Origin of the sequence: Endozoicomonas elysicola, from assembly GCF_000710775.1 — a bacterium.
Lineage (GTDB): Bacteria > Pseudomonadota > Gammaproteobacteria > Pseudomonadales > Endozoicomonadaceae > Endozoicomonas > Endozoicomonas elysicola.
On record NZ_JOJP01000001.1, the window covers coordinates 4,652,627 to 4,665,832 of the forward strand.

Genomic DNA, 13,206 nt, shown 5'->3' on the forward strand with positions numbered 1-13,206 from the left:
GCTACGGCCGGTTAAGTCAGACAGACTCTTAACCTTTCTTTCTGGCTGCTCGAACCTGATCATAAGCTCCCTGAATTTCCTGCGTTTTCTCCTTGGCCACCTCCATCATCTCTTCCGGAAGCCCTTTAGCAACCAGCTTATCGGGGTGATGTTCACTCATCAGCTTTCGGTAAGCCTTCTTTACTTCAGTATCTGAAGCACTTTCTGAAACACCCAGAACATCATAGGCTCTTTTCAGATCCATTCCTGATGAGGCCCTGCTGCTACCACCAGGTCCAGAATGGTACCCACCTTGTTGATAATATTCTCTCTGGGCAATGAACCGTTTATGAATCTGGTCAAAGGCAAAGTTCCCCACCCCAAGAATACTGCAGACCTGCTTGAATACGGCTTGTTCTGCAGGGCTAAGCCCTCCATCTGCATACGCTGCCGAGAGTTGAATTTCCAGAAACATGGGAATCAATGTGCTGGCACCAGCAACTTCACGAAACGCCCTGAGTGCTCCTTCAATATCGGAAGATGGCTTCTTCCCTTCGTTAAACAAATCAATAGCCATCCTGCGCTGATCTTCCGAGAGGCGCATGTTGTGCATAATAGCTCGAGCCGTCTCTATCTCATACTCACTCACCCGCCCATCGGCTTTGGCAACCCGCCCCATTACCAGAAAGGTTGCCCGGAAGAAAGCAGTCTGCGCTTTTTGACGAGAAGCGGCAGAAGCACCAAAACCTGCTGCCCCCCGTCCACCTAGGTACGTGCGATTAATCCAGGAACCAACAAACGCGCCTAAAATAGCGCCAAACGGCCCCCCGGTCATGAACCCAACCAATGCGCCAATTACTATTGCGGTCATGAAGTCCTGCTCTGATCTTGAAGATTGTTTTGATTTTGATCCTGGAGATGTTCTTGAAGCTGTTGTTTAAGATAGCGCTCCAGTGCTTCCAGTCGTACTATAGATCCAGCATCAGTCCAGAAACCCTTATGGTACTGACCACTAACCTTGTCCTGTTTCATGGCACGAATCAATAAAGGGGCCAGAGCAAAAGACTCTCCTACCTGACACCCATCAAACAAACGTGGAGACAGAACACTGATACCACTGAATGTTAAATTCTGACCGGAAGGCATTTTATCCTTTTCAAACAGATGGCCATCTCTCAGACAAAAATCACCCTCCGGATGAAAATCGGGGTTATCCACCATCACCAGATGAGCCAACATGCCTTCAGGTAATCTTAAGGAGCCCAACTCTAAGTCGGTATAAACATCCCCGTTCATCACGATAAAAGGCATATCACCCAGCATAGGTAAAGCCTGAACGATCCCCCCACCGGTTTCCAGCGGTTCACCTTCAGGGGAGTATTGAATATTAACACCCCAGTTTGAACCACTGCCAAGTGCCTGCTCAATCTTTTCACCCAACCAACCATGGTTAATAACCAGCTCATGAAAGCCAGCCTGTGCCAGACGTTCAATATGATAGGTAATCAGTGGTTTACCCGCTACCAGCACCAAAGGTTTGGGAGTGGACAAGGTAATGGGCCTGAGTCTTTTACCATAACCCGCCGCTAGAATCATGGCCTTCATACGCTGGCACCCTCCAGTACACGCTTAAGCCTTTCATTCATGATCGGTTTGACATGTTCCTGCAACCAAAGCGCATACTCTTCGAACTGAGGGTATCGCTGACAAACAGACAGTACGTAATCAAATGTTCTTGGAATATCCTTGAGGTAACCTGGCTTGCCATCACGAAGCCACAATCTGGAAAAAATCCCCAGACATTTCAGGTGACGCTGCAGGCCCGCCAAGTCAAACCAGGTTGTTAACTGTTCTAAATCATAATCAGCCAATATCGGGTGGCGCGTCATAAACGCAGAAAACCACTGATCAATTTTTTCTTGAGGCCAGGAGATATAGCAGTCCTTTAATAAGGAAGCCACATCATAAAGCAGCGGGCCATGGAGAGCTCCCTGAAAGTCAATCACACCGACAATACCGTCAGGCGTGAACATCAAATTCCGAGAATGATAGTCCCGGTGAACAGTACCCTGGGGCTGCTCAAGCATGGTTGAAACCAGAACGGAAAAGAGTTCGGACAGTTGGCCGGTTATTTCTGAACCCTCTGTTTCAAAGCCCAACAGCTCCCCGAGAAACCACTTAGGGTATAGAGATAGCTCAAAACGCATTAACGTTTCATCATAAGGAGGCAGGTTTTCAGACGCCTGCTTCTGAACAGACAGCAATGTATCCAACAGTTCCGGATAGTACTGATCTGCTGAAGAGTTATGCAGTAAAGCCTGCATTGGCGTATCACCCAAATCTTCCTGAAGCATAAAGCCACATTCGAAATCGACAGCAAAGACCTCAGGGACATGAACCCCCCCGGCTCTCCAGCGACGGGCTATATCAACAAAGGTATGCGTATCTTCTGTTGCCGGAGGTGCATCGACTGCAACCAGCGTTCTCTGGGGAGTCTGAACCCGGTAATACTTTCGAAACCCGGCATCACTGCCAATCGCCTGTAAAGGCATTGAAATGCCCTCACCGGAACCCTCATTACCAAAAGAAAGGTCTTTATCAAAAGAGAGGTCATTTCCATCCGATAGAACTGAGACAACCCATTGTGCAAGTTGTTCCCGGCGCTGAGCATGTTCAGGCGAGGTCTGAAGCTCTGAAATTGTGGTGGCCAACGCGTTTGCTTCCTGTTAAGCAATAATGTCAGATCAATACTCAAGACTATCACAGAGAGTTATTCTGGCCTATTGAAGCTTCCAATGACTTTCATTTCCCTGCAATCGTCACGATTGGGCAGCATATAATCCCGGGATATTTGACATTTCAGGCTGTCGTGTTCAAAGTTCCCAATGGATTTAAAACTGCATTTCCGGTGCAAATGCATATAGAATGTTCCAGTTCTGATCCAGTTTGCATGTTGCAAGGTTTAAGCCTTTCTGCTGTATCACTCTACTGAGTGATGGGTAACCGGCCAAATAAGCCCTTCTCCACCGGTAATTAAATTGGCCCGCAAACGGTTTGTATGTCGACAAAAAGCCCGTAGAACGAGCAAGTTTATTTTCATGAAAAGCCGCTTCATTAATCGAGCAGAAAACACTACGTGTTTCAAGTCCAGCTATCGCGGGCTGTTCTGCTCTGCCTCTCCTATGCCCGTGGAGAAGGTTAACAGTGCACTTTTCGTGGTTTCAAATAAACAACAGAGTACCTTTATTTTAACGCAGCCTTTTCGCCAAATAAGAACGTTGCCCCAGGATTGCTGAGCTATGGACATGCATCTGCATCATTTACCATTTACCCCCAGAACCCTCACATTAGCCATTGCTGCCAGCATTCTGGCCAGCCAGCCAGCCTCTAATGTAATCGCAGCTGAAACCAGAGCACAACAGACTGAGTGGCGTTGCCAGACACTGACCAATGGCCAGTGGAGCTGTGATCCATCAACAGCGCAACCAATACCAGTGCAAAAAGTACAGAGAAGCAAGCCCAAAACCAGGGCCCAGAAAAAAAGTGTGCCTGCCACTGCTTCTGCCTCAAAAGAACAGCACCACTCTCTGAAAGCCCTTTTAGACTGGCAACCTATCCAAGACCTTCCACCGGAAATGAGAGCCTCTGAACCATTCTATAGCTGTGGTGCTTATATTGAACCGCCAAGGCCTGGTAAAGACGATACCGGTGATGTCAATAAGGCACCTATTGTCGCTGAGTCTAATGAGTCCAGCTATGACAAAGCGTCTGTTGCCACATTCAGAGGAAATGTCATTGTTCGCCAGGGTAGTCGACAATTTGAAAGTGATAAGGCATCTCTGGATAAAAACAGAAACCATGGCCAGTTCGAAGGCAATGTTCGCTTCCGTGAGAGAGGCGTACTCCTGGCCGGTGATAAGGGTGATCTACAACTGGACAGCGGCCGGGCAACACTTGAGAACACAGCTTATGTGATGCATGAACAGAAAGCCCGTGGCAGTGCGACTCGCATAGTTCGCAATGAAGATTCAACCCTTGAGCTGACCGACGCCACCTATACCACCTGCCCTCCGGGTGACAAAGGCTGGCAGTTGTTCGGACAAAACGTGACCCTTGATATGGACAGTGGTCAGGGCCTGGCTAAAAACGCCGTGGTTCGTGTACAGGGGCTGCCAATCCTATATACCCCTTATTTATCCTTTCCTATTGATGACCGCAGAAAATCGGGATTCCTTTATCCTACGCTGTCCCAGAGCAGTGATAATGGTCTGGACTTCTCCATTCCGTACTACCTGAACATTGCGCCAAACTATGATGCGACACTCACGCCCCGCTATATGAGCAAACGGGGGCTGATGCTGGAGAATGAATTCCGCTATCTCGCAGGTAATAGTCAGGGAGAACTGGGTCTCTCAGGACTACTGGATAAAGATGAGCTGAAGAAAGAAAACCCTTACTACAATGATCATCGGTGGCTAATTAACTATCGCCATAAGACCGACTTAACCAGTCGCTGGATTGCAGAAATAGACTACGCAAAAGCCAGCGATAAAAATTACCTAGATGACTTCAGCACCGCCCTTAACCTGTCTGCAAACTCACCACTCAACCAGCGAGTTGGCACTCGTTATCTGGGAGGCGATACCAATCATAGCTGGCAGCTGAGCCTTGATGCTCACCAATACCAGAACATGAACCAGACAGCAGATGATCCATATAACAAGTTGCCACAAATAAAGCTGGCGGGTAACTGGCTGGCCAATGACAGCCTGAACTTGAATTATGTCGCTGACTACACCAAGTTCACTCGTGCTGACAACTGGCATTACCTGAATGAAACGCTGGTAAACCCATCAGATGACGTTTACCAGAGCAATTACGATTCCGGCTATGGCATTAAAAGTGCAAACGGTGAGCGGCTTTACCTGGAAACGGGGGCAGGTTACTCGTTTGACCGGAGTTATGGTTTTATTCGCCCCTCAGTAAAGGTTCAGCACGTTGAATACCGGCTAACTGATCTGGACCAACAGAATGTTATTGATGACTTGAATCAGGCGTACTTTGGCAGCTTCACCGCAGCAGATTACACCGAGTCTCCAAAAACCACCGTACCCAGTTTCAGCATCGACAGTGGTCTCTACTTTGATCGCTTCACTAATATTGGCGGGACTACATTTACCCACACACTGGAACCCCGAATGAAGTATCTCTATTCTCCTTATGTTGAGGGGCAGGAGATGAATCCCGTGTTTGATACGGCGTTGATGAACTTCAACTACCACTCGTTATGGCGTGACAGCCGTTTCTCTGGACACGACAGGCTGGGAGATGCCAACCAGCTATCTCTGGGTCTGACGACTCGACTGATAGAAGACGATGGTTTCGAGCGGGTTCGTTTTGGTATTGGCCAGATCGTTTATTTTGAAGACCGTCAACTATGGATAAGCCCGAACGCAGGTATTGATCAGGGTGTTGACCAAGACCTGGATACCGATCCAAACGATGAGACAGAACGACTGCGGGAAGACATGCAGGACGCTGTATCACCACTGGCATCAGAGCTGGTCTATAACATAAACCGCACGATGAATCTCCGTCAGGATCTGATGTGGGATACCAGCAATAATGAATTGGATAGCTATGGTCTTTACTACCAGTACAAGCCAAGTGATCGTCGGGTAATGAACGCTGGCTATCGCTACCTGAGACAGGCTGACCGTTATGTTAAAAATGAACAGAACGGTAATATCCAGGATCCGAATAATCCGGGTACATACCTGACTACTGACAACAACCTGAGCCAGACAGACCTCTCTGTGGCATGGCCCGTTTCCAATAACTGGTCAGCCATGGGACGCTGGCAGTACGATTTAACCAACAAGCGGAACCTTGAGATATTGTCTGGAGTCGAATATAACAGTTGCTGCTACCAGGTACGTGTTCTGTGGCGTAAGTGGGTCGATGTTGATGACAACATTGATCACCCCAACAGTAAAAGTGGTATATTTCTCCAGTTTGTCCTGAGAGGACTTGGGGATCTCACCAGTGGCTCAACTAAAGAGTATCTTGAAGGTATTAAAGGTTACGCAGGGGATGAGAAGTAGATGATGAAGGGATTGAAACACATTGCACTGGCTTCCCTGTGCCTGCTGTCATTCAGCAGTAGTGGAGTTTATGCGCAATCAGCCGAAGCGGTTCAAGCCGCTCAGAAAGGTATAACTCAGAGTCGGATAGAACTTGATCGTATTGTTGCCAAAATTGATCAGGACGTCATCATGCAGAGCGAGCTTGATGCACGACTTGAGGCAGTTCATCGACAGCTTGCGTCCAGAAATATTGCGCTGCCTCCTGAAGAGGTTCTGCAAAAGCAGGTACTGGAACAACTGATACTGGAAAATATTCAAATCCAGATGGGCAAACGCGGAGGAATCCGTATTGATGACTGGGCACTCAATGATGCCATTGCTCGTATCGCCCAACGCAACCAGATGACCCTGGAAGAGTTCAAGCAAAACCTGGAAGCCGATGGTCTCTCTTTCAGCCAGGCGCGTGAAGAGATTCGCCGTGAAATGATTCTTAACCGTGTTCGTCAGCGTCAGGTTGCCCAGCGTGTTCAGGTCAGTGAGCAGGAAATTGATAACTTCCTGAGTTCTCCTGAAGGTCTGTCTCAAATGCAGACAGAATACCGTCTGGCTCATATTTTGATTGCAACGCCTGATAATGCGACACCTGACCAGATCCAGGGTGCGGAACGTCATGCCAACGACCTTTCGAGTCAGCTTCGTCAAGGAGCAGACTTTCAAGCGCTGGCGATTGCCAACTCCAAGGGACAGAATGCCCTGGAAGGTGGAGATCTTGGCTGGCGAAAAGCCGACCAGCTACCAACCCTGTTTGCTGAACAGGCAATAAAAATGTCCAAAGGACAGACCTCCGCACCGATTCGCAGCCCTGCAGGTTTCCATATTTTCAAGTTGATGGATACCCGGGGTAATGAAAAAGTGGTTCAGAGTCAGGTTCATGTTCGCCATATTCTGATTAAACCCAACGAAATCCGCAGCAATCTTGAATCGCAAATGCAGGCCAAGAAACTGTATCAGCGGGTTCAGGCAGGAGAAGAGTTCAGCGAGCTGGCTAAAGCCTATTCTGACGATACCGCTTCCGCACTCAATGGTGGTGATATGGGTTGGATATCTCCGGATGTACTGGTACCTGAATTCCAGACCGTTATGAACATCATTCCGCAAAAGGTTGTCAGTGAGCCATTCCGCACCACTTATGGCTGGCACATTCTTGAAGTTCTGGGTAAACGACAGTCCGATATCAGTACACAGGTACGTCGCAACCAGGTAAGAGAACTGCTTAGTAACCGTAAGTTTGAAGAAGAGCTGCAAGTTTGGCTGCGAGAAGTTCGTGACCAGACCTATGTTGAGATACAGCTCTGATATGGATCTCTCGCCCAATATCGAACCCACTCATCCCCGGCTGGTAATCACCGCCGGGGAACCTGCAGGAATTGGGCCGGATCTTTGCCTGATGCTTGCATCACAAAGCCATAAGTTGTCCAAACCCACTCAACTGGTAATCGCTGCAGATCCTGAGCTTCTGGCGCAACGTGCAAAGAAGCTGGGACTTTCCGTAAACCTCCAGCTCTTCAACCCGGCTAGCCGTGAGCCAGCCGAAAGAAACACCCTGCTGGTTGCACCAGTTAGCATGGCCTGCCCTACAAAACCAGGTATCATTAACCCGGCTAATGGTCAGTATGTACTTGATACACTGACGCTGGCTCTTCAAGGCTGTGTAAATGGCCTTTTTGACGGAATGGTCACTGGTCCGGTAAACAAGGAAGTAATTAATAATGCCGGCATTCCTTTCAGTGGTCATACCGAATTTCTCGCCGAACAGACCCACACTGAAAAAGTTGTAATGATGCTGGCGACAGAGGGGTTGAGAGTCGCTCTTGCCACTACCCACCTTCCACTGTCTCAGGTTTCTTCTGCGATTACCCAGTACTCTCTGACACAAGTTATAGAAATCCTCCACCGTGAGTTACAAGAGAAGTTTGGTATTCCCTCCCCTCATATTCTTGTCTGTGGGTTGAACCCCCATGCGGGCGAAGGTGGTCATCTTGGAATGGAAGAGATCGAAACAATCATTCCCGTTCTGAAAAACTGCAGAGCCCTGGGAATGAACCTTACCGGGCCCCTACCTGCTGACACCCTGTTCAATCCAAAGCTGCTACAGCAGGCTGACGCTGTTTTAGCCATGTATCACGACCAGGGATTACCCGTTCTGAAATACAAAGGGTTCGGACAGGCGGTGAATATCACTCTTGGCCTACCCATCGTACGCACCTCCGTGGATCATGGCACTGCCCTTGATCTCGCAGGCACAGGAAACATCGACTCGGGTAGCCTGTATACCGCTATCGAAACAGCTCTGGATATGACGACCCCATCCTGCAGTTAACCTTCCCCCAGGATCTGTTGACGTTTCGCTGTATGGTCTGCACATAAGGGCACGACACGCAGTCTGGCTCAGAAAAGATCATTGGCTTTATCAACCATTGCTTAATGGAGAGTATTAAGCACTGTGTGCATATAATTCCAACCGCAATTTCTAAATCCCCTATTGCACTGACAATAAATCATCAACAGATCCCAGCCTGCTATTGATTCTCACAGATTGAGTATTGATGTCGATGAAAAAACATGACCTGTGACGTTATGGATATCAATCTCAACATGGGAATCCAGTGCACTTATGCCAAATGAGATCAGCCCTCCACCAATGACACAACCATCGGCACCTGCGTCAGACCAATCCGCTCGCACTGCCTTAGAGGAAAGAAAAAGCATTTGGAGAGGTTCTTCCCTAACCAAACATCACACAGTGTCACGAGTAAAGCTCGAGTTCACATTAATAGCCAAAGGCGCTGACAAACAAGTATTTGAGGCCAAAAATCTCAATGATCGTAAAGTGGTTGTCTACACCCCGGTCAGAAAGTTGTTCGGATTATATTCTAGAGAAGCAGCACTTAAACAGGAGTATCAAAAGACACAGGAAATAAAACGCTCTGTTTCTGATTCAACTCATCTTGCTGTCGATATGAAGCCGCTAACCGGTCAGGATAGGATTGACGATCAATTCTCACTGGAAACAGCAAAAGCCGCTGGCGACCTGGAAGCAACCATTCAAAATAAAGCAACCACCTTTGGCCAGCGCCTTGATTATTGTGTGCAATACCTCGATGGTTTGATGAACCTCCATGGAGCAGATATGGCCCATGGAGATCTCAAGCCTGAGAATTGTCTTATCTATGACGACGGCTCTTTAAAAATCGCAGACTTTGGTAAGACAGAAAAGCTCCCCAACAATAAAACCAAAATGTATAAAGGCAACCTGAGATTTTGCCCTCCAGAAGGAGTGCTGAGTATAAAAAGCGATGTGTATGGCAGCGCCCTGCTGATTATCCGGGCACTTGAGGAAACGGGGAGTGTATTGGATAAAAACGGCTGCCTGTTACCCATTCCAGAAGAAGACCGGGAGTCGGGAGTAACAGGCATGGGGCGGGGAATTGATAAATACGTGGTAGAACACAAGGAATTCCTGGCTATAGACTCACAAAGTCTGGCAGGAAAAATTACAAAACGACTGCCGAGGCAGATAAAGCTTGCGCACCTGCCAAAGACACAGCAAAAAGAACAGCGGAAGTTAATTGTTAACTATATTAAAACGCTGGCAAATAAATTACACAACCAAGGCTATTTCACCGAGAAAAGTGCTGAGAACCTAACTCAATTACTAATAGATATGACGACTAGAAATCCCTTGTTAAGAATAACGGCTCGTGAAGCCTTCTCCAGATTTAAAGCACTTCAGAATGATGTTGGCATAGAGAAGTAATATTACCCGCATAAGCCTGATAGTCTCCCGAGAAGCGACCCAAGAATAGCGCCCGTAGTGAGGATGCCAGAAAAAATTCGGACCAATTGTCTGCCACTGCTATAGTGGCAACCTATTCTTAAACAGCTTCCTAGCAAAAGCTACGGCATAAAGTTATCATTACCGGTTTGACAGGCATCCATGACCTCCATTTTCATAACTGACTGTCACGGATAGTTTCTCCCCAGTTGAGCAATACTCCTCATGTCTCAGACCGATGTCCCCTACCATAAGGCCCGAAAGCGTTTTGGCCAGAACTTTCTCCATGACCATGGCGTAATCAATGAAATTATTGCGTCTATTCATCCCAAACAGGGTGAGCATCTGGTGGAGATTGGCCCCGGCCAAGGGGCCTTGACGGCTGGTATACTGGAGCGCGCTGGCGAGCTGGATGTCGTAGAACTGGACCGGGACCTGATTCCCACCCTGCTTCTCCGTTTTGGGTTGAACCAAAACTTTCGAATTCACGAAGCGGACGCTCTGAAGTTTGACTTTTCCAGTATTAAAAACGATGAGCGCCCCTTGAGAGTTATCGGTAACCTGCCCTATAACATCTCAACCCCGTTAATTTTCCATTTATTAAGCTTTGAAAGCATGATTAAAGATATGCACTTCATGCTGCAAAAAGAGGTGGTTCAGCGCCTCGCCGCCAAACCCGGTGAAAAACACTATGGCCGCTTGGGGATTATGGCCCAGTATTATTGCAAAGTAGATTACCTGTTTACCGTAGGGCCCGGAGCATTTAAACCCGCACCCAAGGTTGACTCTGCCATTGTACGTATGACACCACATGGCGAACTCCCTCATCCTTGCAAGGATGTCGAGAAACTGTCTCTGATTGTTCGCGACGCTTTCAGCCAACGACGTAAAACCATCCGAAATACCCTGAAGCAACATCTCAAGGTAGAAGAGCTTGAGGCACTCACCATAGACCCCTCTGCCAGACCAGAGGTTTTGCCCCTTGCCGATTTCGTCCGGATTGCCGATTACCTGACCGACAGATAACCTTTACAGGCTACGTTCCGGAAAAGCACTTAAGGACTCTCTCAGGAAAAAAAGTTGATGGCTACTTATGCTGTTGGGGATATACAGGGTTGCTATGACCCTCTTCGTCGCCTGTTAGACAAACTCAAGTTTAATCCGGAACACGACCGTCTCTGGGTTGCTGGCGATATGGTCAATCGAGGACCAGACTCCCTTGCGACCCTCAGATACTTGAAGAGTCTTGAGAGCAGCTGCATAGCGGTTCTTGGGAACCATGACCTGCACCTGCTGGCCGCCGCCTGTGGTATTCGCAAGCTAAAGAGTAAAGATACGCTGGCTGATCTACTGGATGCACCCGACGCCGATGAACTGATCCAGTGGTTACGCTATCGTCCCATGCTTCACCACGATGCTCAACGAAACATCACCATGGTTCACGCCGGCATTCCTCCAATCTGGACTGTTGAACAGGCGATTGAAGAGGCCCAGCATCTGGAGCAGGCTCTCCGCTCCGAGGACTATATCAAATGGCTCAGAAAAATCTTCAAAAGCAGTAAACCGTGCCCATGGAGTGATGAACTTAAGCTAAAGAAAAAACTGCGACTGACCGCATCCTATCTGACACAAATGCGCTTCTGTAACGCTCAAGGCATGCTGGACCTTGAAAGCAAGGGCTCGACACCTCAAGAGGGTTATGCACCCTGGTTTACTTTTCCACAAAGCCCCTGCTACCGGGAACACATCATTTTTGGCCACTGGGCTGCATTGGAAGGCATTAGCGGTCATGACAATATCCACGCTATAGATACTGGCTGCGTCTGGGGAAAAAGCCTGACAGCAATCAATGTAGATAGTTTTGAGCGAACCGAGGTCTTCAACTAACAGCAAACGCCTGATTAATGACTGCCTGAAATTGACCGAAACAAACAATAATCAGTTCTCATTTTCAGAGGATTATCAGCATTTGTGATCGCTCTGATATAAACTTTGGGAAAGTGAACTTATAATCTGCCAATCAAGCAGAACAGCTATGGATCGCGCATAATATGGCCGCAAAACCAACCAAACTAGTCACTTTTGTCTGGCAGGGTAAAGATAAAGCCGGCAAAAAGACCAAAGGGGAAATGCAGAGTTCCAGTATCGCGCTGGTTAAAGCTGAGCTTAGAAAGCAGGGTATTATAGCCACAAAAGTTGCCAAAAAGGGCCCTTCACTAGGTCTTGGTGGTGGCGGAAAGATAAAACCCATGGATATCGCTCTTTTTACCCGGCAGATGGCGACCATGATGAAGGCAGGGGTACCATTGCTTCAGGCCTTTGATATTACCGCCGGTGGTATTGAAAAAGAGTCGATGCGGGATCTGGTTGGCAAGATCAAGAATGAAGTAGCCTCAGGCAGTACATTTGCAGATTCTCTCAGGAAACACCCGGATTATTTCGATGACCTGTACTGCAGCCTCGTTGCCTCGGGTGAACAGTCTGGAGCTCTTGAAACCTTGCTTGATCGTATCGCAACCTATAAAGAAAAAACCGAGGCGCTTAAAGCAAAAATCAAAAAAGCAATGAATTACCCAATCGCGGTAGTCTGTATTGCGATCGTTGTTACTGTCATTCTCCTTGTAAAAGTAGTTCCTCAATTCGAAGAGGTTTTCCAGGGCTTTGGTGCTGAACTACCAGCCTTTACCCAAGTGGTAATTAACATTTCTGAAGCGGTCCAGGATTATTGGCATATCGTCTTAGGTGTTCTGGTCATTGCAGGCTTCCTGATAAAACGCACGCTGAAATCATCCAAAGCGGCCAGAGACGGGCTGGATCGCTTAGTGCTCAAACTGCCGGTTATTGGTGAAATACTGGATAAATCTGCCGTTGCCCGCTTTGGGCGAACATTGGCAACGACATTCGCAGCAGGTGTTCCCCTTGTAGATGCTCTTGACTCAGTGGCAGGCGCTGCGGGCAATGTGGTTTATGCGAATGCTGCAAAAAAGATAAAAGAAGATGTATCCACGGGTCAGCAGTTACAATTTGCCATGAAAAGCTCTGGCATATTCCCTGCTATGGCAGTACAGATGGTTTCTATCGGTGAAGAATCGGGCTCTCTGGATGAGATGCTCGAGAAAGTTGCCAATTTTTACGAAAATGAAGTGGATAACATGGTGGATGGTCTGACCAGCCTGATGGAACCAATAATCATGTCGGTACTGGGCGTACTGGTTGGGGGCCTGATTATTGCCATGTACCTGCCAATATTCCAGTTGGGTTCTGTGGTTTAAAGAACCTCAAAGAGCCATACTGATAAATTAAGGG

Annotated in this window: 11 protein-coding genes; 7 read left to right on the top strand and 4 right to left on the bottom strand. The window is 47.9% G+C overall.

Translation table 11 applies throughout. The features are described 5' to 3' along the window. Positions 1–28: 28 nt before the first annotated feature. The 3 genes from djlA to GV64_RS19665 are packed head-to-tail and all read right to left on the bottom strand — an operon-like array spanning position 29 to position 2,690. Positions 29–850 (bottom strand): co-chaperone DjlA, encoded by an 822-nt coding sequence (gene djlA, locus GV64_RS19655; RefSeq protein WP_020581489.1) that lies wholly within the window; start codon positions 848–850, stop codon positions 29–31. Next, the gene (gene murU / locus GV64_RS19660) at positions 847–1,584 is read right to left on the bottom strand and encodes an N-acetylmuramate alpha-1-phosphate uridylyltransferase MurU (protein WP_020581490.1); all 738 of its coding nucleotides are present in this window, start codon (positions 1,582–1,584) and stop codon (positions 847–849) included. The genes djlA and murU overlap by 4 nt, the downstream gene beginning before the upstream one ends. Then, a complete protein-coding gene (locus GV64_RS19665) occupies positions 1,581–2,690 on the bottom strand; it encodes an aminoglycoside phosphotransferase family protein (RefSeq protein WP_020581491.1) in 1,110 nt (369 codons plus the stop codon). Before GV64_RS19665 ends, murU begins: the two co-directional genes overlap by 4 nt. Before the next feature lie 588 nt (positions 2,691–3,278). Here GV64_RS19665 and GV64_RS19670 point away from each other — a divergent pair. The 3 genes from GV64_RS19670 to pdxA are packed head-to-tail and all read left to right on the top strand — an operon-like array spanning position 3,279 to position 8,445. After that, entirely contained in the window at positions 3,279–6,083 is a 2,805-nt protein-coding gene (locus tag GV64_RS19670) for an LPS-assembly protein LptD (protein WP_020581492.1), read from the top strand. Further along, on the top strand, positions 6,084–7,421 hold the full coding sequence (locus GV64_RS19675) for a peptidylprolyl isomerase (RefSeq protein WP_020581493.1): 1,338 nt from the start codon (positions 6,084–6,086) through the stop codon (positions 7,419–7,421). Position 7,422: 1 nt separating this feature from the next. After that, positions 7,423–8,445, top strand: coding sequence for a 4-hydroxythreonine-4-phosphate dehydrogenase PdxA (pdxA, locus tag GV64_RS19680; protein WP_051087790.1), 1,023 nt, complete (start codon positions 7,423–7,425; stop codon positions 8,443–8,445). Positions 8,446–8,654: 209 nt separating this feature from the next. Here pdxA and GV64_RS25370 read toward each other — a convergent pair whose 3' ends face one another. Further along, positions 8,655–8,834: a hypothetical protein gene (locus tag GV64_RS25370; protein ID WP_157236930.1), complete on the bottom strand. Its 180-nt coding sequence runs from the start codon at positions 8,832–8,834 to the stop codon at positions 8,655–8,657. Positions 8,835–8,868: 34 nt separating this feature from the next. Here GV64_RS25370 and GV64_RS19685 point away from each other — a divergent pair, with 34 nt between their 5' ends. From GV64_RS19685 to GV64_RS19700, 4 genes are all read left to right on the top strand, one after another. Then, positions 8,869–9,882, top strand: a complete 1,014-nt coding sequence (locus tag GV64_RS19685) for a protein kinase domain-containing protein (protein ID WP_157236932.1) — start codon at positions 8,869–8,871, stop codon at positions 9,880–9,882. A gap of 243 nt (positions 9,883–10,125) precedes the next feature. Beyond that, on the top strand, positions 10,126–10,926 hold the full coding sequence (gene rsmA, locus GV64_RS19690; protein WP_020581496.1) for a 16S rRNA (adenine(1518)-N(6)/adenine(1519)-N(6))-dimethyltransferase RsmA: 801 nt from the start codon (positions 10,126–10,128) through the stop codon (positions 10,924–10,926). 57 nt (positions 10,927–10,983) lie between these two features. After that, positions 10,984–11,787: a symmetrical bis(5'-nucleosyl)-tetraphosphatase gene (locus GV64_RS19695; protein WP_020581497.1), complete on the top strand. Its 804-nt coding sequence runs from the start codon at positions 10,984–10,986 to the stop codon at positions 11,785–11,787. Between the two features lie 164 nt (positions 11,788–11,951). Next, positions 11,952–13,172, top strand: coding sequence for a type II secretion system F family protein (locus tag GV64_RS19700; RefSeq protein ID WP_020581498.1), 1,221 nt, complete (start codon positions 11,952–11,954; stop codon positions 13,170–13,172). Positions 13,173–13,206: the final 34 nt, after the last annotated feature.

Excerpts from the sequence above, each read along its gene's own strand:
- djlA (WP_020581489.1), bottom strand. The coding sequence starts at position 850 with ATGACCGCAATAGTAATTGGCGCATTGGTTGGGTTCATGACCGGGGGG.
- murU (WP_020581490.1), bottom strand. The coding sequence starts at position 1,584 with ATGAAGGCCATGATTCTAGCGGCGGGTTATGGTAAAAGACTCAGGCCC.
- GV64_RS19670 (WP_020581492.1), top strand. The coding sequence starts at position 3,279 with ATGGACATGCATCTGCATCATTTACCATTTACCCCCAGAACCCTCACA.
- GV64_RS19675 (WP_020581493.1), top strand. The coding sequence starts at position 6,084 with ATGATGAAGGGATTGAAACACATTGCACTGGCTTCCCTGTGCCTGCTG.
- pdxA (WP_051087790.1), top strand. The coding sequence starts at position 7,423 with ATGGATCTCTCGCCCAATATCGAACCCACTCATCCCCGGCTGGTAATC.
- GV64_RS25370 (WP_157236930.1), bottom strand. The coding sequence starts at position 8,834 with ATGCTTTTTCTTTCCTCTAAGGCAGTGCGAGCGGATTGGTCTGACGCA.
- rsmA (WP_020581496.1), top strand. The coding sequence starts at position 10,126 with ATGTCTCAGACCGATGTCCCCTACCATAAGGCCCGAAAGCGTTTTGGC.
- GV64_RS19695 (WP_020581497.1), top strand. The coding sequence starts at position 10,984 with ATGGCTACTTATGCTGTTGGGGATATACAGGGTTGCTATGACCCTCTT.
- GV64_RS19700 (WP_020581498.1), top strand. The coding sequence starts at position 11,952 with ATGGCCGCAAAACCAACCAAACTAGTCACTTTTGTCTGGCAGGGTAAA.